The sequence below is a fragment of the Hydrogenophaga sp. L99 genome (assembly GCF_058731905.1).
This window is the reverse complement of record NZ_CM178972.1, coordinates 4,105,396-4,121,943: the sequence shown is the minus strand read 5'-3', so window position 1 is coordinate 4,121,943 and position 16,548 is coordinate 4,105,396. Positions and strand designations below refer to the sequence as shown.

Here is a 16,548-nt window from a genome sequence, read left to right as displayed (position 1 = left end):
GTTTCAGATGCGTGAGCCGTCTTCCAGAAACCGCTCTTCGCGCTCCAGTGCACCCTGTGCGTTGAAATGCTTGCGGCGCAGCAACACGCCACGCTCGCCGTGCTCGTCTTCGTGCCGCAGCAGACCGGCCTCGTTGAAGTAGCGTTGCCAGCCCCAGAGACGGCCGTTGCGTTCCACATTCATGGCCGAAGGCTTGCCGTTGTCCCAAAAGCTTTCGGTGGTGCGCAGCTCAACCCGGCCTTCACGGGCGATGTTTTGCCGCAGCTTGGGCTGGCCGTTCAAGTACCACTGCTGAATGCTGCGCTCAAGGCCCTGGGCCCAGCGGGTTTCCTGCGTGAGCTGGCCGCTCTCGGCCCACTCGCGGCCCACACCTTCGCGCCCGGTGGGCTTGGCCGTGGGCTCAGGCTCCAGCAGGTCGGTTTCAGAGCGGAGCTGACCCGAGGGGTAATACACGCGCTTGATGCGCCGCACCGGTTGCCCGGCTTCCCGGTGCAGCGCTTCACTGCGCACCAACGCGCCTTGCGGGTTCAACACGGTGAGGCTTTGCAGCGCGCCCGCAAGGTAGCTCACGGTGCCCGAAGGCTGGCCCGGCACACGGTACAGGGTGACGTTGCTGGCGCGGCCCCGGTGCCCGCACACGGCCTGGTCTTGCGGCAGCAGCGACACCGGGGCGCAGCGCAGTTCGCTCAGGCTGCCATCGGCCAGGGTGCTGAGGCTGACGGCTGTGCGCCGGTCAACCACGTAGTCGAGCCGCTGCAAGTGGCCGGCTTCGGCAAAGGTTTTTTGCGGGCCCACGGGCTGGCCGTCGTCCAGGTTTTCTTCACGGCGCAGCGTGCCACGGGCATCCCATTCGCGGGCCAGGCCGTGGCGGTTGCCGCGGGCGTTGGTGCTGTGTTCTTTGCGCGACCCATCGCGGTACACCCAGCGCGCCGGGCCCTCCAAGCGCCCGTCTTGAAGCGTCTGTTCGCGCAGGCGTACGGGGCCGTCAGCGTCGGTGCAGCGCATGAGGCCGCTTTTGCCGGCGGTGGTGAAGCCGTTGGCCGGGTTCACGGGCTCGCCCGCCAGCTCGCACTGGGGTACGGCATGCGACGCGCCGGCCAGCAAGAGCCCCAGCAGCGCAGCCAGTGCGGCGCGCCAGCGTTCAGTGGGCTGCGCCAAGTGCCACATGGGATGGGTGGGCCACAACAACGCCGCCAGCAACACCGGCCAGGGCAGGCACCCACTGGCGGCTCACCACCACACCCAGCCGCGCGAGCCGCCGGGCCATGGACAGCACATGCGCGTCTTTGCTGACCAGCGCTGCGCGGTGGGCCACAGCAAGGTCAATGAACTTCTGGTCGTCCGGGTCTTTGCAGGTGTAGGCCGCTTTGGGCGCGGTGGGCACGATGCAGACGCGTTGGTCAAACGCGTCCAGCACGGCGGCTGCGGACTGGCCGTGGCCGCTCAGGCGCTTCACGATTTGCGGGTAGGCCAGCACGCGAGCCAGCTCTTCGCGCATGGCCTCGGTGGCCAGCCAGCCGTGGGCATCGCCGTCAATGGCGGCGCGCAGCGCTGCCGTGGCGGGGTCGCCAAACACAAACAGGTCCAGCGCGATATTGGTGTCGAGCACCAGCAGCAGAGACAGCGGTTGGAACGTGTGTTGCGACATGGGTTTGGGGCGTCAACCCTGCTGCGGCCGGCCCTCTTCGGGCTTGGGTTCGGTGCGGCGCGCGGTGAGGTCAAAGCGGAACAGGCGGCACTCAATGGGCCCGTTCCACATGGGGACGCGGCGCGATTCTTTGAAGCGCATTTTGCCGGGCAGCTTGAGGTCGGGCGTGAGCAGCCAGGCGCTCCAGCCGGCGTAGTGGGTTTTCCAGTGGGCGGCGAGTTGCTGAAAGAACTCGCCGCCGTCGCCACCATCGGCCATTTGCGCACTCTCGCGCCCCAGGCCGGGCGGGGGTGGCGCGGCCTTGCCCACCGTGAAAGTGCGCGGGGTGCGAGGCTCCATGCGCTGGGCACGGGCGCTGGCACGGTCTTCAGAGCTTTGGCCCGCCACACCGGCGGCCGCAATGCGCTCGCCATAGGGCGGGTTGAGCAGCATCAGGCCCGGCCGTTCGGTGGGGGGCAGGCGCTGCAGCGCGTCGCCACCGCGCAGCTCAATGGCGTGGGCCACGCCCGCGCGCTCGGCGTTGCGCTGGGCAAAGTCGACCATGCGGAACGACACGTCGCTGCCAAACACGATGGGCGGGTGGCCTTCGGGCCAGGGGCGGATGTCGCGCTCGGCTTCGTCCTGGATGGCGGTCCACACGTGGGGCTGAAAGGGCACCATCTTCTCGAACGCAAAACGGCGCAGCAGGCCCGGCGCGATGTTGAGCGCGATTTGAGCGGCCTCAATCACCACGGTGCCGCTGCCACAGCAAGGGTCGTACAGCGGGGTGATGGCGTCCAGCGACTCGGCCTCGCCGCCGTTCCAGCCAGTGGCGGCGATCATGGCGGCGGCCAGGGTTTCTTTCAGCGGGGCGTCGCCCTTGTCTTCGCGCCAGCCGCGCTTGAACAGCGGCTCGCCCGAGGTGTCGATGTAAAGCGTGAGCTCTTCGGTGGTGAGGTGGGCGTAGATGCGCACGTCGGGCCAGGTGGTGTCCACGCTGGGGCGTTCGCCGCGCTTGGCGCGAAAGCGGTCGCAGATCGCGTCTTTGATCTTCAAGGCGGCGAAATTGAGCGAGGTCAGCGGACTGTGCTGCGCGGTGATCTCGACCTTGATGGTCTGCGCCGGGCTGAACCAGATTTCCCAGGCAATCTCGCCGGCCGCGTTGTACAGGTCTTGCTCGCTACGGTAACCGCCGTGCCAGAGCTGCACCAATACCCGTTGAGAGAGTCGGCTGTGCAGGTTCAGCCGCATGGCGTCGCGCCACGAGGCCTGCACGCCCACACCGCCACGCGCCTTGAAGGCCAGCGGCTCGCCGGTGATGCGCTGCACCTCTGCGGCCAGGTAATCCTCTACGCCAGCGGCGCAAGGGAGAAAAAGTTTGAGTTGGTTCATAACAAGTTACTTCGGCAATGGCTACAGAGCATCTGGTGCGTTGACCCCTTCCAGCATGCCCCACGGAACCGCCCTTCGACAAGCTCAGGACGGGCCGCTGGGGTGGCGGTGACGCGAAGCGGCGCGGGGGGTTACAAGCTCTTTCGCAGGTTCGCGGGCGCAATGCGCAGCGCCTCGCGGTACTTGGCCACGGTGCGCCGCGCGCATTCGATGCCCTGCTCTTTGAGCAGGTCGGAGAGCTGGTTGTCAGACAGCGGTTTGGCCGGTTCTTCGGCCGCAATGAACTGCTTGAGCAGCGCACGCACCGCAGTGCTCGACGCGTTGCCACCGGTTTCGGTGCCCAGCGACGAGCCAAAGAAATACTTGAGTTCGTAAGTGCCAAACGGCGTGGCCATGTATTTGGCGGTGGTCACGCGGCTGATGGTGGATTCGTGCAGGCCCAGCTCGTCGGCAATTTCGCGCAGCACCAGCGGGCGCATGGCGAGTTCGCCGTGCATAAAGAAGTTGCGCTGGCGCTCCACAATGGCGCTGCTCACACGCAAGATGGTGTCAAAGCGCTGCTGGATGTTTTTGATGAACCAGCGCGCTTCTTGCAGGCGCTGCTGCATGGCGGCGTGGCCGGCTTCGCCGCTGGCGCCACCGTCGCGCCCACCGCGGTTGCCGCGCATGGCGTTGGCGTACACGTCGTGCACGCGCAGGCGCGGCATCACCTCGGCGTTGAGCTGCACTTTGAAGCCCCGCCCAGCGCGGGTCACGAGCACATCGGGCACCACCACGTTGCGCTCCACGTCGACAAAACGGCGGCCGGGCTTGGGCTCCAGCCGCGCGATAAGGCCCAGCGCGGCGCGGGCGGTTTCGTCGTCAATGCCACACAACGCACACAAGCGCTTCACGTCGCGCTTGGCCATGAGCTCCAGCGGCTGCTTGCAAATGGCCAGGGCAGCGCGGGCCTCAGGGCTGTTGCGCATTTCCTCGATCTGCAGGCGCAGGCATTCGCCCAGGTCGCGGGCGCCCACGCCAGCCGGCTCCATGTGCTGCAGCAAATGCAGGGCCATGGTGAGGCGCTGTTCGAGGGCTTCGCGGGCCTCCAGCTGTTCCGGGTCTTCCCCGGTTTCCGGGTCGGCCGTCAGCACACCGGGGTTGGACAGGCTGAGCCAGGCGGTGGCCAGGTCGGCCAGCGTGTCTTCCAGGTAACCGTCGTCGTTGAGCGACTCGATCAGGAAATAGAGCGCGGCGCGGTCTTCGTCGCTCAGGCGCAGGCAGCGCGCCTGGTCGTGCAGGTGGTCTTGCAGGCTGACGGGCACGCGCGCCAGGTCGGCCGCAGTGGCGGTTTCGTCGTCGTCGCCCGAGCCGCTGTTGCGGGGCGGTGCGTCACCACCCCACTCGCTGTCGTCGGGCGCCATTTCCACGGTGCCGTCGCCTTCCCAGCTTTCTTCCACCGGGGTGGCACCGTCCAGGCGGCCTTCCAGCTCATCGCTTTGCGCGCTGTCGGTGGTGCTGTCGCTGGAGGACACGCGCTCAGACACCAGGCCGTCGTATTCGGGCGCGGACGCCACCGCCTCGGCCCCAGCCTGTGTGGCGTCGGTGATCTGCTCACCCGCGCTCACCGGTGCGTCGGTCTGCTCCAGGCCAAACGCTTCGCGGTCGGCGATCTCGTCGGTGCGCTCCAGAAACGGGTTTTCGTCCAGCATCTGCTCGACTTCCTGCGCCATTTCCAAGGTGGACAGTTGCAGCAAACGGATGGACTGCTGCAACTGCGGCGTGAGCGCCAGGTGCTGCGAGACGCGGAGGGACAGGCCTTGTTTCACAGGCCGCCCCCCCGCCGCGCTGCGCGCGTCCCCCCCAGGGGGGCGCACCCTGGGACCGGCAAAGCCGGATCCGCGGGTGCCCTGAATAGCGGCGCCTCACTCGCCCACCGTGGCGTGGGCGAAGTGGCCGGGTCAGCCGCCGGGCCGCCCCAAGGCAGGCCCAGCCCCCTTGGGGGGCAGCGACCCGCGCAGCGGAGGAGCGTGGGGGCTTGTTTCATCACATCCGGAAATGTTCGCCGAGGTACACCCGGCGCACATCGGCGTTTTCAACGATCTCGGCGGGCGTGCCGCTGGTGAGCACGTGCCCCTCGTTGATGATGTAGGCACGGTCGCAAATGCCCAGGGTTTCGCGCACGTTGTGGTCGGTGATCAGCACCCCGATGCCGCGCGATTTCAGGAACCCGATGATGCGCTGGATCTCGATCACGGCGATCGGGTCGATGCCGGCAAAGGGCTCGTCGAGCAAGATGAAACGCGGGTTGGTCGCCAGGGCGCGGGCAATCTCTACACGGCGCCGCTCGCCGCCCGAGAGCGCGGGCGCGGGCGAATCGCGCAGGTGGTCCACGTGCAGGTCTTTGAGCAAGGCATCCAGCCGCTCTTCAATGGCGGCGGGCTTGAGCGGTTTTCCCGCGTCGTCCAGCTGCAGTTCCAGCACGGCGCGCACGTTGTCGGCCACCGAGAGCTTGCGAAAGATGGACGCTTCTTGCGGCAGGTAGCCCAGGCCCAGGCGGGCGCGCCGGTGAATGGGCTGGCGCTCGATGGACTGGCCATCCAGCAGAATCTGGCCCGCGTCGGAGCGCAGCAGGCCCACGATCATGTAAAACGAGGTGGTTTTGCCGGCTCCGTTGGGGCCGAGCAAACCCACCACCTCCCCCTTGTCGACGGCCAGCGACACGTCCTTGACCACGAGGCGGCTGCCGTAAGCCTTCTTCAGCCCGCGCACTTCCAGGCGGCTGGTGGAGAGGAGGGAGTCGGGTTGGGCCGCCATTGCCGTGGCGGGCGCCGTCACCGCGTGCCCTCGCCAACCTGCCCGCTGGGACGCAGCGGCACGGGCGAGGCTGCGGGGGCCGTCGGCGCGTCTTCCTTGGGCACGGGCGTGAGCATGGCCCTCACGCGCCCCGACGGATTGCCTGGCGTGCGGTTGGCGACCCCACCGTCCACCGAAAACATGTCGTTGCTGCTGTTGTAGGTGATCACGCTGCCGGATGTTTCGTCGTTGACCTGCGCACCTTTGTAACGCCGCAGCACGGCGCTGCCGACAAAGCGCACCGTCTCGGACTTGCTGTCGTATTCAATGCGCAGGGCCTCGCCCTCGATGAACTCGTTGGCCACGTCGCGTTTCTGGCGGAAAAAAGCCGGGCTGCCGGTCACGGTTCCAAACTGGTTGCCCTGGGCATCCTGACGCACCTCCACACGCCCCCCCCGGATGATGATGGTGCCTTTGGTGATCACCACATTGCCGGTGAACACGCTGGTCTGGTTGGCGTCGTCGTAACGCAGCGCGTCGGCCTCGGCGTTCATGGGCTTGTTGCGGTCGGCCCGTTCGGCATGGGCGGCACCCACACACAACAGACCGATCACCAGCGCAGCGGCCAGCGGTCGAGAGGAGCGAAACAGGTGGAAGGTGGGCATGGCAATGTAGGGCACGAAACTTGCATTCATTGTAGCGGCGCGAGCCGGCGTTTGCGGCTGGCGGACGAGAGACTTTGCCGGCCCGAGCCTGCACGGCATCGCACGGCGGGGCAGACCCGTCGCCCACCCGAAAACGCACAAAGCCCGCGGGCAGCGGGCTTTGTGTGCGGCAAGTGTCCGGCCAGGCTCAGGCTTTTCGCAAGTCGGCGATCAGCGCGTTGGCCACCACCAGCGTTCGCGGACCTTGGCCCGTGACGTAATAGCGGCCCCCCACACCCAGTGATGGGGTGCCTTCCACCTGGTAGGCGTCCTGCAACTGGGTGGCGCGCTTCGCCTTGCCCGCCACTGCAAACGAATTGAAGAAACCGGTGAATTTCTCGCGATCCACCCCTTGCGCGGTCACCCAGGCGGTGATGGCTTCCGCCGTGTTCAGGCGCTGCTTGTCCACATGGATGGCGCGGAACACTTTTTCATGCAGCGCATCAACCTGGCCCATGGCCTCCAGCGCGTAGTACAGGCGCTGCAGGGGCACAAAGGCGTCGTTGAAAGCCACCGGCGTGCGGCGCACCACCACATGGGCGGGGGTCTTCTTCATCCAGTCGTTGAGCAAGGGCTCAAAGTTGTAGCAATGGATGCAGGTGTAGGCAAAAAACTCGACCACCTCAATCTTGTCTGCCGGGCTGTCGACCGGGGCCGGGCGCCCCAGGCGGACAAAATCAGCGCCTTCTTTCAGACTCGTGAGCTGGGCGTGCGCGGGGACAAGGGTCAGGGCTGCCGTGGCACCCAGGGCGGTGGTGGCGCCGGCCGCCAGCAGGGAACGGGAAAATTCGCGACGTTGCATGGATTCAAACTCCTGGTTGGGTCATTTGGGGGCTGCGGACTGGGGAAAAGTTCCCGCGCCCGCACCGCACTTGGGCGGATTTCAACGCTGAACGCGCACCAGAGCGGCTTCCACGCCGTTGACTTCGAGTTGCTCGCGCGTCACGTCAGCCAGGGATTTCTGGTTGAACGGACCGACCCGAACACGGAACACGGTGCGCCCAGACTGCTCGCGTTCGGTCACCTGGGCATCAATGCCGAGCATGGCCAGCTTGGCGCGCTGGGCCTCGGCGTCGTCGGACGTGCGGAAGGCGCCCGCCTGCACAAAATAGGCAAAGGGATCGGCACCGGGTGCGGCGGCTGCAGCCGTCGTGGCCGGTGCAGGCGTGGGCTGCCCCAGGCGGGACTGCACCAGATCACCCAGCGGATCGCCGGCGGGTGCCGGCTTCGCCGGAACCGGAGCTTGAGCGGCCGGCTGAGCCACCGGCGCAGGCAGCGCCTGCCCATCGGCCGGCGGCACCACGATGGCGCCACCCTCCGGGCTGGCGGGCACCGGCGGCACCGCCGACGCATCCTTGCTGCCCAGCGCGGCGTTCGGGTTCCAGCCCCTGTTGCGCTCGGCTTCTTCCACGTCCTGCGCGGGCTTGCGCGACACGCCACGGTCCACAAAGGGGACGGGCACGCGGGTCACATAAATGGCCACCGACAGGGCCGCGCCCAGGCCCACCAGCAGGCCCACCACAAAGCCCACCAGGGTGCCGCCGCGCTGCTGCCGGGCCGGCAAAGAGAGTTGTTTCATAAAGGATTCCAGGCTCACATTTTTTGCGGGGCGCTCACGCCCAGCACCGCCAGCCCATTGTGCAACACCTGTGCGGTGGCTTTCACCAGCGCCAGGCGGGCCAGCTTCACCGCTTCGTCGTCCACCAAAATGCGTTCGGCGTCGTAGTAGCTGTGGTAGCAGGCGGCCAGCTCACGCAGGTAAAACGTGACGTCGTGCGGCGCAAAGTCCTGCGCGGCCGACGCCAGCATGGCCGGGTATTTGGCCAGCTGCAACATGAGCGCCTGCGCGGGGGGGCTATGCAGGGCGGCCAGGTTCACGTCTTTCAGCGTGGCGGGGTCGCCGCCGTCCTTGTCTTGCCAGGCCGCCAGCACCGAACAAATGCGCGCATGGGCGTATTGCACGTAATACACCGGGTTGTCGTTGTTCTTCTGCACCGCCAGGTCCACGTCAAACGTGTATTCGGTGTCGGGCTTGCGGCTGAGCAGGAAGAAGCGCACGGCGTCTTTGCTGGTCCATTCGATCAGGTCGCGCAGCGTCACGTAGCTGCCGGCGCGCTTGCTGATCTTCACCTCTTCACCGCCTTTGACCACGCGCACCATGGTGTGCAGCACGTAGTCGGGGTAGCCCTGGGGAATGCCCACGTTGGCCGCCTGCAGGCCGGCGCGCACGCGGGCGATGGTGCCGTGGTGGTCGGTGCCCTGGATGTTGATCACCTTGGTGAAACCGCGCTCCCACTTGCTGATGTGGTAGGCCACGTCGGGCACGAAGTAGGTGTAGCTGCCGTCGCCTTTGCGCATGACACGGTCTTTGTCGTCGCCGTAGTCGGTGGACTTGAGCCACAGCGCGCCGTCGTGCTCGTAGGTCTTGCCGGCGTCGCGCAGTTTTTGCACGGCTGCGTCCACCTTGCCGCTGGTGTACAGGCTGGACTCCAGGTAGTAGTTGTCGAACTTCACCGCAAAGGCCTGCAGGTCCAGGTCCTGCTCGTGGCGCAGGTAGGCCACAGCAAACAGCCGGATGTCGTCGAGCGCGTCCACGTCGCCGCTGGCGGTGAATGCGCGGTCGTCGGAATGCACCGTCTTCTTGGCCAGGTAATCGTTGGCAATGTCCTGGATGTAGTCGCCGTTGTAGGCGGCTTCGGGCCACTCGGGGTCGCCCGGCTTGAAGCCTTTGGCCCGCAGCTGGGTGCTGTTGGCCAGGGTGCCAATCTGCACGCCGGCGTCGTTGTAATAAAACTCGCGGTAGACGTCCCAGCCCTGGGTTTCAAACAGGCTGCAAATGGCGTCGCCCAGCGCAGCCTGGCGGCCGTGGCCCACGTGCAGCGGGCCAGTGGGATTGGCGGACACAAACTCCACCATCAGGCGCTGGCCGTTGGGTGGGGCCATGCCAAAGCGCTCGCCGGCCTGCAGCACCTCATGCACGATCTGCTGCTTGGCCTCAGGCTTCAGGCGGATGTTCAGGAAGCCGGGGCCGGCGATGTCGATGTCGGCCACCCAGCGTTCGTAGGCGGGCAACACCAGCAGCGCTGCGCGCAGGGTTTCGCCCAGCTGGCGCGGGTTCAGCTTGAGCGGCTTGGCCAGTTGCATGGCGGCGGTGCAGGCAAAGTCGCCATGCGCGGCCACCTTGGGCGACTCGAACGCGGCGCGGGCACCCGCGCCGGGGGACAGTTTTTCCAGCTCGATGGCCAGGCCGGTGAGCAGTTCTTGTTTGATCTTGAGCATGCGGCGATTTTAGGGCGCGGCCGTGCGACAGCCACAGAACGGTCAATCCACTCGCAGGTGCTGGGCGGCGGCGGCCTTCACCGCTTGCGTCAGGCGCTGCGCCGACGGGGCCTCGCGGGCCCAGTGCTGCCAGTACAGCGCCACGTCCACCGTGGCGCCGGGCAGCACCTCTTGCAGGCTGGGGCGGCTGGCCAGGTGCTGTTCGGGCACCATGCCCCAGCCCAGGCCGAGTTCAATGGCGGTTTCAAACGCCTCCACCGCCGGGGCAAAGTGGCGCGGGTAATTGGGCTGTTTCAAGCCAAAGTGCTGTGCCAAAAAAGCGTCTTGCAGCGCGTCTTTGCGGTTGAAGATGATGGCCGGGTGCGACAGCAGCTTATGCGGCGACACCGCGCCAGCGGGCGTGCGGCAGCGCTGGGCCACGGCGGGTGCAGCCACGCAGCGGTAGCGCATGACGCCCAGCGGCTCGGCCACGCAGCCGCGCATGGGCTCGGCCAGCGTGGTCACGCAGCCAATCACGTCGCCGCTTTTCAGCGCATCGTGCGTGTGGTCCTGGTCGTCAATCAAGATTTCCAGCAACAAGCGGTGGCGCTGCAGCACCGGAGCCACGCCGGGCAAAAACCAGCTGGCCACCGAATCGGCGTTGATCGCCACGCTCAGGCTCTGCCAGCGCACGCCGCCACGCGCCTCGCTGCCCTGCAGGCCACCCAGCAGGTCGGCCTCCATCAGGCGCACCTGCTTCACATGGGCCAGCAGCGCCTGCCCGGCTGGGGTGGCGCGCACCTGCTTGCCGCGCACCAGCAGGCGCTGGCCCAGGGCGTCTTCCAGCGCCTTGATGCGCAGCGACACCGCCGCCAGCGTGAGCGACAAGGCCTGCGCGGCCGGGCCAAAGCCACGGTGTTCCACCACGGCGGCCAGGGCTTCGAGTTGGCGGGCATCCAGCATATTTTGGTTAAATATTTATTGAGTGATAAGAGTTTAATTTACCTAGATTTAAATTAAGTGGAATCTGGAACACACTGCCGGTCATTCGAGCCCGACTCGACCCCCAACAGCCCCGCTCCCGGAGATTTCCATGGTCCTGACCTTCCCCACCTTCACCGCCGGCATGGTGCTCAGCATCTCGCTGATCATGGCGATTGGCCCGCAAAACGCGCATGTGCTGCGCATGGGCCTGCAGCGCCAGCACCTGTGGCTCACGGTGGCGGTGTGTGCCCTGGCCGACGTGGTGCTGATTGGTCTGGGCGTGTTCGGCCTGGCGCAGCTGGGCGGCCTGAGCGACAAGCTGCTGGGCGCGCTCATTGGCGCGGGTGTGCTGTTTCTCGGCGTGTACGGCTGGCAGGCGTTTCAGCGTTTTCTGAAGCCGCAGGCGCTGGCGCTGATGAACGACGACACCGGCAAACCCCAACTGGCCGCAGCGCCGGTAACCCAGCGCCAGGCCATCCTGTCAGCGCTCGCTTTTTCCTGGCTCAACCCGCACGCCTGGCTCGACACCGCCGTGCTGATCGGCACCGCCTCGCTGGCCTACGGGCAAGGCAGCACCTCGTTTGGCCTGGGCGCGGCCACGGGTTCGCTGGTGTGGTTTGTGGTGCTGGGCACGGCGGCGTTCTGGCTGGGTCGCCGGCTCAATTCGCTGCACATCTGGCGCGTGCTGGACGGCGCCGTGGCCCTCATGATGTGGGGCACCGCCGCTTGGCTCCTATCTTCATTGGTGTGATCCCATGACCACCACCCGCCCCAGCACCGCCCCGGTCACCGTTTTCGGCCCGGACTTCCCGTTTGCCTTTGACGACTGGCTGAAGCACCCTCAGGGCCTGGCCACCCTGCCCGCCATCGCGCACGGCACCGAAGTGGCCATTGTGGGCGCAGGCATTGCCGGCCTGGTGGCGGCCTACGAGCTGATGAAACTCGGCCTGAAGCCCGTCGTGTATGAGGCCTCGCGCATGGGCGGGCGGCTGCGCTCGCAGCCGTTTGAAGGTGGGCAAGGTGTCATCGCTGAGCTGGGCGGCATGCGCTTTCCGGCCTCGGGCACGGCCTTCTACCACTACGTGCATTTGCTCGGCCTGCCCACCCAGCCATTCCCCAACCCGCTCACGACCGCCGCCGGCAGCACGGTGGTGGATCTGGAGGGCCAGACGCAATACGCCCGCTCGCTGGCCGATTTGCCGCCGCTGTTTAACGAGGTAGCCGAGGCCTGGAGCGCCGCGCTGGCCGAGCTCGGCTTTGGCGATCTGCAGCGGGCGCTGCGCGAGCGCGATGTACCGTGCCTGAAAGCCCTGTGGGACCGGCTGGTGCCGCTGTGGGACGACCGCACGTTTTACGACTTCATCGCGCAATCGGAAGCGTTCTCGGCCCTTTCGTTTCGCCACCGCGAGGTGTTTGGCCAGGTGGGTTTTGGCACCGGCGGCTGGGACTCGGACTTTCCCAACACCATGCTGGAAATCTTGCGCGTGGTGCTCACCGGCTGCGACGAAGACCAGCACCTCATCACCGGCGGCGTGCAGCAGGTGCCGCTGGGCCTGTGGGCCCACGCGCCCGAGCACATCACGCACTGGCCGCAGGGCACCAGCCTCGCCAGCCTGCACGGCGGCGCCACGCGCCCGGGCGTGACGGCCATCGCCCGCGCGCCCAGCGGCCAAATCGCCGTGACCGACACCTGGGGCACCGCGCGCGAATACCCGGCCGTGCTGGTGACCTGCCAGAGCTGGCTGCTGACGACGCAGATCGCGGTCGAAGAATCGCTCTTCTCGCAGAAGCTGTGGATGGCGCTGGACCGCACGCGCTACATGCAGTCGAGCAAAACCTTTGTGATGGTGGACCGCCCGTTCTGGAAAGACCTGGACCCCGCCACCGGCCGCGAAACCATGAGCATGACGCTCACCGACCGGCTCACGCGCGGCACCTATCTGTTTGACAACGGGCCCGACAAACCCGCCGTGATCTGCCTGAGCTACGCCTGGATGAGCGACGCGCTGAAGATGCTGCCGCACCCGCCGTACAAGCGCGTGCAGTTGGCGCTGGACGCGCTGAAAAAAATCTACCCGACCGTGGACATTGCCAGCCACATCGTGGGCGACCCGATCACGATTTCGTGGGAAGCCGACCCGTATTTTCTGGGCGCCTTCAAAGGCGCCCTGCCCGGCCACTACCGCTACAACCAGCGCATGTACGGTCACTTCATGCAGGAAAACCTGCCGCCCGCCGAGCGCGGCATTTTCCTGGCCGGCGACGACGTGTCGTTCACACCCGCCTGGGTGGAAGGCGCGGTACAAACCTCGCTGAACGCGGTGTGGGGCATCGTGCACCAGCTGGGCGGCCAGTGCCCGACCGACAACCCGGGGCCGGGTGAGCTGTTCCCAGCCATCGGTCCGGTGGTGTTGCCCGACTGAAGTTTTTGGGCACAAGATCGCAGCATGCAAGACCTTGCCCTGGCCCTCTGGCAGACCCCGCACCCGGCCAACGCCGCCGAGGCATTGCCGCGCCTGGACGCAGCTTGCGCACAAGCCCGTGCACAGGGGGCTGGGTTGCTGATCACGCCGGAGATGTTTTGCACCGGCTACGCCATCGGAGCCGACCGTGTGGCAGCGCTGGCCGAACCGGCCGACGGTCCGCTGGCGAAAGCCGTGGCCGACATCGCGCAACGCCACGGCATCGCCATCGTTTACGGCTACCCCGAACACAACCCGGCGGCCAAACCCTTCAACGCGGCGCAGGCCATCGCCCCCGACGGCACCCGGCTCGCCAATTACCGCAAGACCCATTTGTTTGGCGACCTGGACCGTGCGCAATTCAGCGCGGGCGCCACCGCATCGCAGGTGTTCAACTGGCGCGGCTGGTGCCTGGGCCTGCTGATCTGCTACGACGTGGAGTTCCCCGAAGCCGTGCGCGGGCTCGCGCTGCAGGGGGTGGATGCGGTGCTGGTGCCCACAGCCAACATGACGGGTTTTGACGAAGTGCAAAACCTGCTGGTGCCGGCCCGCGCCTGCGAAAACCGGGTGTTTGTGGCCTATGCCAACGCCTGCGGCAGCGAGGGCCACACGCATTACGGCGGGCTCAGCACCGTGGCCGGCCCGCACGGCGCGGCCCTGGCCCGCGCTGACCGCGACCCCGACCTGTGGCTGGCCACGCTGGACTACGCAGCGCTGCAACCAGCGCGGCAAAACAGCTATCTGAACGACCGGCGCACCGACTTGTATGGGCCGCTGGTGGACTGAAACGCGCTGAAGACCGCGCGTTGTTCACCGCCCGATGCCGATCGGTCTTTGCTGCGAGAATCGTCATTTCTCGATACTCCCCCCACTAAGGAACAGCATGGACATTCAAGGCTTTTTGGCGAACTACTGGCCCCTCCTGGCCTTGGCGCTGTGGTTTGGCTACAAGTGGTGGAACGCACGCCGCGTGGTGGCGCTGCTGCCAGCGCTCAAAGCGCAAGGCGCCGTGTGGGTGGATGTGCGTTCGGCCAGCGAATTTGCCACAGCCAGCGCACCCGGAACGGTGAACATTCCCCTGGGCGAGCTGGGCCAGCGCCTCGGCGAAATCCCCCAGTCGGCCCCCGTGGTGTTGTGCTGCGCCAGCGGCACACGCAGCGGCATGGCCAAGCTGATGCTGAAGAAAAACGGCTACCGCAACGTGTACAACATCGGCAGCTGGACGAAGTTGCAGACCTGATCGGCTTGCCGCGCCGACAGACTCAGCGCCCCGCCCAAAAGTCTGCCTGCCCGTAGTGGTGTTTTAAAAAGTCGATCCACAACCGCACCCGCAGCGCCAAATGTTTGCGCTGCGGAAACAGGGCGTAAATGCCGTTGGGTGGGGCGGCGTAGTCGTCCAACACCGTCACCAGGCGGCCCGCAGCAATGTCGGACTCCACTTCCCAGGTGCTGCGCCAGGCAATGCCGTAGCCGGCCACACACCAGGCGTGCAGCACCTGACCGTCTGAGCAGTCGAGCGGGCCACCGGGGCGCAGGTGCACCAGCTCGCTGGCGCCGCCTTCGGCGGCCGGCATGGCAAACGCCCAGCCGCGCGTTTGCGAGGCGTCGCTGCTGAGCGTGAGGCAGTCAAAGCGCGACAGGTCGGACGGGGTTTGTGGCCGCCCGTGGTGCTGCAGATAGCGCGGTGCCGCCACGCACAGGCGGCGGTTGTCGGCCAGACGCACGCTCACCAGCGACGAGTCGGGCAGGTCGCCCACGCGCACGGCGCAGTCGTAGGCTTCACCGGCCACATCCACCACGCGGTCGCTCAGGTTCAGCGAAATCGTCACCTCGGGGTGCAGCTCGCGAAAGCGCGGCACCAGCGGCGCCACGTGGCGGCGGCCAAAGCCGGCGGGCGCGGTCAGGCGCAGGTGGCCGCAGGCCTTCACGCCGCCCGCGCTCACGCTGGCTTCGGCGTTGGCCAGGTCGGCCAGCAGGCGCTGGCAGTCTTCCAGAAACGCACTGCCTTCGTGCGTGAGCGTGATGCGCCGGGTGGTGCGCACCATGAGCTTGACGCCCAGACGCGATTCGAGCGCGTCGAGCCGCCGACCGATGATGGCCGGCGCCACACCTTCGGCCCGGGCGGCGGCGGTGAGGCTGCCGCGGGTGGCCACGGAAGCAAAGGTTTCGAGCTGTTTGAGCTTGTCCATGGCGGGCAGATTACCCCAGCTGTGGTCTCAAATCAACCACGCGAATCCGCATATTCACAACCGCAGCAGTTGCAATAAGGCAGCGCGCTGCGCGTCCAAATGGCGTTCCCGGCGCGCTTGCCCAATACCAAGGCACCCGTGGAACGGGCTCCGCCCGGCCACAGGGTGCGTCCCCCTCCGAGCGCCGCAGGCGCGTCAGAGAGGGGGAAGCCGCGCAGCGGCGCAGGGGGTGTCTCGCCTCACCAGCCTTTGGGCAGGCCGGCTTCGGGCGTCATGCCGTACACCGGCTCGCCGGGCAAGCCGGCCATGAGCGGCGCGCGCGCTGCCATGAGCTTGTGAAGGTCGAGCCCGGTGGGCACACCCATGGCTTCGAACATGAACACCAGGTCTTCGGTGACCACATTACCGCTGGCGCCGGGCGCGTAGGGGCAGCCGCCCAGGCCGCCGAGCGAGCTGTCAAAACTGCGCACGCCCACGTCAAACGCGGCCAGGCAGTTGGCCAGGCCCAGGCCGCGCGTGTTGTGCATGTGGGCCGCGCCCGCGCGCTCGCCCAGCTCGGCGCGCAGGCGGGTGAACAGGCGGCGCACCTGCGCGGGGTTGGCCATGCCGGTGGTGTCGGACAAGCCCACTTCGTCCACCCCCGCCTGCACGCAGGCCGCGGCCAGCGCGATCACCTCGTCTTCCGGCACGGCGCCTTGCAGCGTGCAGCCAAAGGCGGTGGACAGGCCCACCTCCACCGGCGCGCCGGGCGCCACCTCGTTGCGCAGCGCGATCACTTCGCGCAGTTCCGCCACCATCTGATCGCGGGTCTTGCGCACGTTGGCCAGCGAATGCGCTTCGCTGGCCGACACGGGCAGGGTGAGCTTGTGCACACCGGCGGCCAGCGCGGCCTGTGCGCCGCGCCGGTTGGGCACCAGCGCCATCACCGTCAAGCCGGGCAGGGTGAGCGCGTGGCGCACCACGTCGGCCACGTCGGCCATTTGCGGCAGCAACTGCGCGGGCACAAACGAGCCGACCTCGATCTCGCGCAAACCGGCCGCTGCTAGCGCGCTGATCCAGCGGCACTTGTCGGCCGTGGGCATGGTGGCTTTGACGGACTGCAGCCCGTCGCGCGGGCCGACTTCGCTGATGTGGATGTGGGAACGGGAAGCCATGGC

The 16,548-nt window shown here is 67.2% G+C and carries 16 protein-coding genes; 4 read left to right on the top strand and 12 right to left on the bottom strand.

Going from position 1 to position 16,548, the window contains the following annotated elements:
- Window positions 1-3 precede the first annotated feature (3 nt).
- The 10 genes from AC4QBL_RS19690 to AC4QBL_RS19645 all read right to left on the bottom strand — a co-directional run bounded on the left by AC4QBL_RS19690 (window position 4) and on the right by AC4QBL_RS19645 (window position 10,719).
- Complete coding sequence (locus tag AC4QBL_RS19690; protein WP_492131615.1) at window positions 4-1,167, bottom strand: toxin-antitoxin system YwqK family antitoxin; 1,164 nt, start codon at window positions 1,165-1,167, stop codon at window positions 4-6.
- Window positions 1,142-1,648, bottom strand: a complete 507-nt coding sequence (locus AC4QBL_RS19685; protein WP_472900524.1) for a putative toxin-antitoxin system toxin component, PIN family — start codon at window positions 1,646-1,648, stop codon at window positions 1,142-1,144. The genes AC4QBL_RS19690 and AC4QBL_RS19685 overlap by 26 nt, the downstream gene beginning before the upstream one ends.
- A gap of 12 nt (window positions 1,649-1,660) precedes the next feature.
- Window positions 1,661-3,019, bottom strand: a complete 1,359-nt coding sequence (locus AC4QBL_RS19680) for a THUMP domain-containing class I SAM-dependent RNA methyltransferase (RefSeq protein ID WP_472900525.1) — start codon at window positions 3,017-3,019, stop codon at window positions 1,661-1,663.
- Between the two features lie 131 nt (window positions 3,020-3,150).
- Window positions 3,151-4,827: an RNA polymerase factor sigma-54 gene (rpoN, locus tag AC4QBL_RS19675; RefSeq protein WP_472900526.1), complete on the bottom strand. Its 1,677-nt coding sequence runs from the start codon at window positions 4,825-4,827 to the stop codon at window positions 3,151-3,153.
- Between the two features lie 217 nt (window positions 4,828-5,044).
- Window positions 5,045-5,815: an LPS export ABC transporter ATP-binding protein gene (gene lptB / locus AC4QBL_RS19670; RefSeq protein ID WP_472900527.1), complete on the bottom strand. Its 771-nt coding sequence runs from the start codon at window positions 5,813-5,815 to the stop codon at window positions 5,045-5,047.
- Between the two features lie 17 nt (window positions 5,816-5,832).
- Window positions 5,833-6,489 carry a lipopolysaccharide transport periplasmic protein LptA gene (gene lptA, locus AC4QBL_RS19665; protein ID WP_472907218.1) on the bottom strand — a complete coding sequence of 219 codons (657 nt, stop codon included), beginning with the start codon at window positions 6,487-6,489 and terminating at the stop codon, window positions 5,833-5,835.
- 157 nt (window positions 6,490-6,646) lie between these two features.
- On the bottom strand, window positions 6,647-7,300 hold the full coding sequence (locus AC4QBL_RS19660; protein ID WP_472900528.1) for a thiol:disulfide interchange protein DsbA/DsbL: 654 nt from the start codon (window positions 7,298-7,300) through the stop codon (window positions 6,647-6,649).
- An 81-nt stretch (window positions 7,301-7,381) separates the two neighbouring features.
- On the bottom strand, window positions 7,382-8,077 hold the full coding sequence (locus AC4QBL_RS19655) for an SPOR domain-containing protein (protein ID WP_472900529.1): 696 nt from the start codon (window positions 8,075-8,077) through the stop codon (window positions 7,382-7,384).
- A 14-nt stretch (window positions 8,078-8,091) separates the two neighbouring features.
- Window positions 8,092-9,777, bottom strand: a complete 1,686-nt coding sequence (argS, locus tag AC4QBL_RS19650; protein WP_472900530.1) for an arginine--tRNA ligase — start codon at window positions 9,775-9,777, stop codon at window positions 8,092-8,094.
- Between the two features lie 42 nt (window positions 9,778-9,819).
- Window positions 9,820-10,719 carry an HTH-type transcriptional regulator ArgP gene (locus AC4QBL_RS19645; RefSeq protein WP_472900531.1) on the bottom strand — a complete coding sequence of 300 codons (900 nt, stop codon included), beginning with the start codon at window positions 10,717-10,719 and terminating at the stop codon, window positions 9,820-9,822.
- Between the two features lie 130 nt (window positions 10,720-10,849).
- Between AC4QBL_RS19645 and AC4QBL_RS19640 the strand changes: the two genes are divergently transcribed.
- The 4 genes from AC4QBL_RS19640 (at window position 10,850) to AC4QBL_RS19625 (ending at window position 14,442) form a co-directional block, all read left to right on the top strand.
- Entirely contained in the window at window positions 10,850-11,491 is a 642-nt protein-coding gene (locus AC4QBL_RS19640) for a LysE/ArgO family amino acid transporter (protein WP_472900532.1), read from the top strand.
- Window positions 11,492-11,495: 4 nt separating this feature from the next.
- Window positions 11,496-13,163: a flavin monoamine oxidase family protein gene (locus AC4QBL_RS19635; protein WP_472900533.1), complete on the top strand. Its 1,668-nt coding sequence runs from the start codon at window positions 11,496-11,498 to the stop codon at window positions 13,161-13,163.
- A gap of 24 nt (window positions 13,164-13,187) precedes the next feature.
- The gene (locus AC4QBL_RS19630) at window positions 13,188-13,988 is read left to right on the top strand and encodes a carbon-nitrogen hydrolase family protein (RefSeq protein WP_472900534.1); all 801 of its coding nucleotides are present in this window, start codon (window positions 13,188-13,190) and stop codon (window positions 13,986-13,988) included.
- Window positions 13,989-14,085: 97 nt separating this feature from the next.
- Entirely contained in the window at window positions 14,086-14,442 is a 357-nt protein-coding gene (locus tag AC4QBL_RS19625) for a rhodanese-like domain-containing protein (protein WP_472900535.1), read from the top strand.
- A gap of 22 nt (window positions 14,443-14,464) precedes the next feature.
- On the opposite strand, the gene AC4QBL_RS19620 is transcribed toward AC4QBL_RS19625, so the two are convergent.
- Together AC4QBL_RS19620 and AC4QBL_RS19615 are read right to left on the bottom strand one after the other, a co-directional pair.
- Complete coding sequence (locus tag AC4QBL_RS19620; protein WP_472900536.1) at window positions 14,465-15,391, bottom strand: LysR family transcriptional regulator; 927 nt, start codon at window positions 15,389-15,391, stop codon at window positions 14,465-14,467.
- A gap of 239 nt (window positions 15,392-15,630) precedes the next feature.
- Window positions 15,631-16,545, bottom strand: a complete 915-nt coding sequence (locus tag AC4QBL_RS19615; protein WP_472900537.1) for a hydroxymethylglutaryl-CoA lyase — start codon at window positions 16,543-16,545, stop codon at window positions 15,631-15,633.
- Window positions 16,546-16,548: the final 3 nt, after the last annotated feature.

Coding starts and splice junctions, on each gene's coding strand:
- AC4QBL_RS19645 (WP_472900531.1), bottom strand. CDS start 10,719: ATGCTGGATGCCCGCCAACTCGAAGCCCTGGCCGCCGTGGTGGAACAC.
- AC4QBL_RS19615 (WP_472900537.1), bottom strand. CDS start 16,545: ATGGCTTCCCGTTCCCACATCCACATCAGCGAAGTCGGCCCGCGCGAC.
- lptB (WP_472900527.1), bottom strand. CDS start 5,815: ATGGCGGCCCAACCCGACTCCCTCCTCTCCACCAGCCGCCTGGAAGTG.
- AC4QBL_RS19660 (WP_472900528.1), bottom strand. CDS start 7,300: ATGCAACGTCGCGAATTTTCCCGTTCCCTGCTGGCGGCCGGCGCCACC.
- AC4QBL_RS19655 (WP_472900529.1), bottom strand. CDS start 8,077: ATGAAACAACTCTCTTTGCCGGCCCGGCAGCAGCGCGGCGGCACCCTG.
- AC4QBL_RS19640 (WP_472900532.1), top strand. CDS start 10,850: ATGGTCCTGACCTTCCCCACCTTCACCGCCGGCATGGTGCTCAGCATC.
- AC4QBL_RS19685 (WP_472900524.1), bottom strand. CDS start 1,648: ATGTCGCAACACACGTTCCAACCGCTGTCTCTGCTGCTGGTGCTCGAC.
- AC4QBL_RS19690 (WP_492131615.1), bottom strand. CDS start 1,167: ATGTGGCACTTGGCGCAGCCCACTGAACGCTGGCGCGCCGCACTGGCT.
- AC4QBL_RS19635 (WP_472900533.1), top strand. CDS start 11,496: ATGACCACCACCCGCCCCAGCACCGCCCCGGTCACCGTTTTCGGCCCG.
- lptA (WP_472907218.1), bottom strand. CDS start 6,489: ATGAATGCAAGTTTCGTGCCCTACATTGCCATGCCCACCTTCCACCTG.
- AC4QBL_RS19620 (WP_472900536.1), bottom strand. CDS start 15,391: ATGGACAAGCTCAAACAGCTCGAAACCTTTGCTTCCGTGGCCACCCGC.
- AC4QBL_RS19630 (WP_472900534.1), top strand. CDS start 13,188: ATGCAAGACCTTGCCCTGGCCCTCTGGCAGACCCCGCACCCGGCCAAC.
- argS (WP_472900530.1), bottom strand. CDS start 9,777: ATGCTCAAGATCAAACAAGAACTGCTCACCGGCCTGGCCATCGAGCTG.
- AC4QBL_RS19680 (WP_472900525.1), bottom strand. CDS start 3,019: ATGAACCAACTCAAACTTTTTCTCCCTTGCGCCGCTGGCGTAGAGGAT.
- AC4QBL_RS19625 (WP_472900535.1), top strand. CDS start 14,086: ATGGACATTCAAGGCTTTTTGGCGAACTACTGGCCCCTCCTGGCCTTG.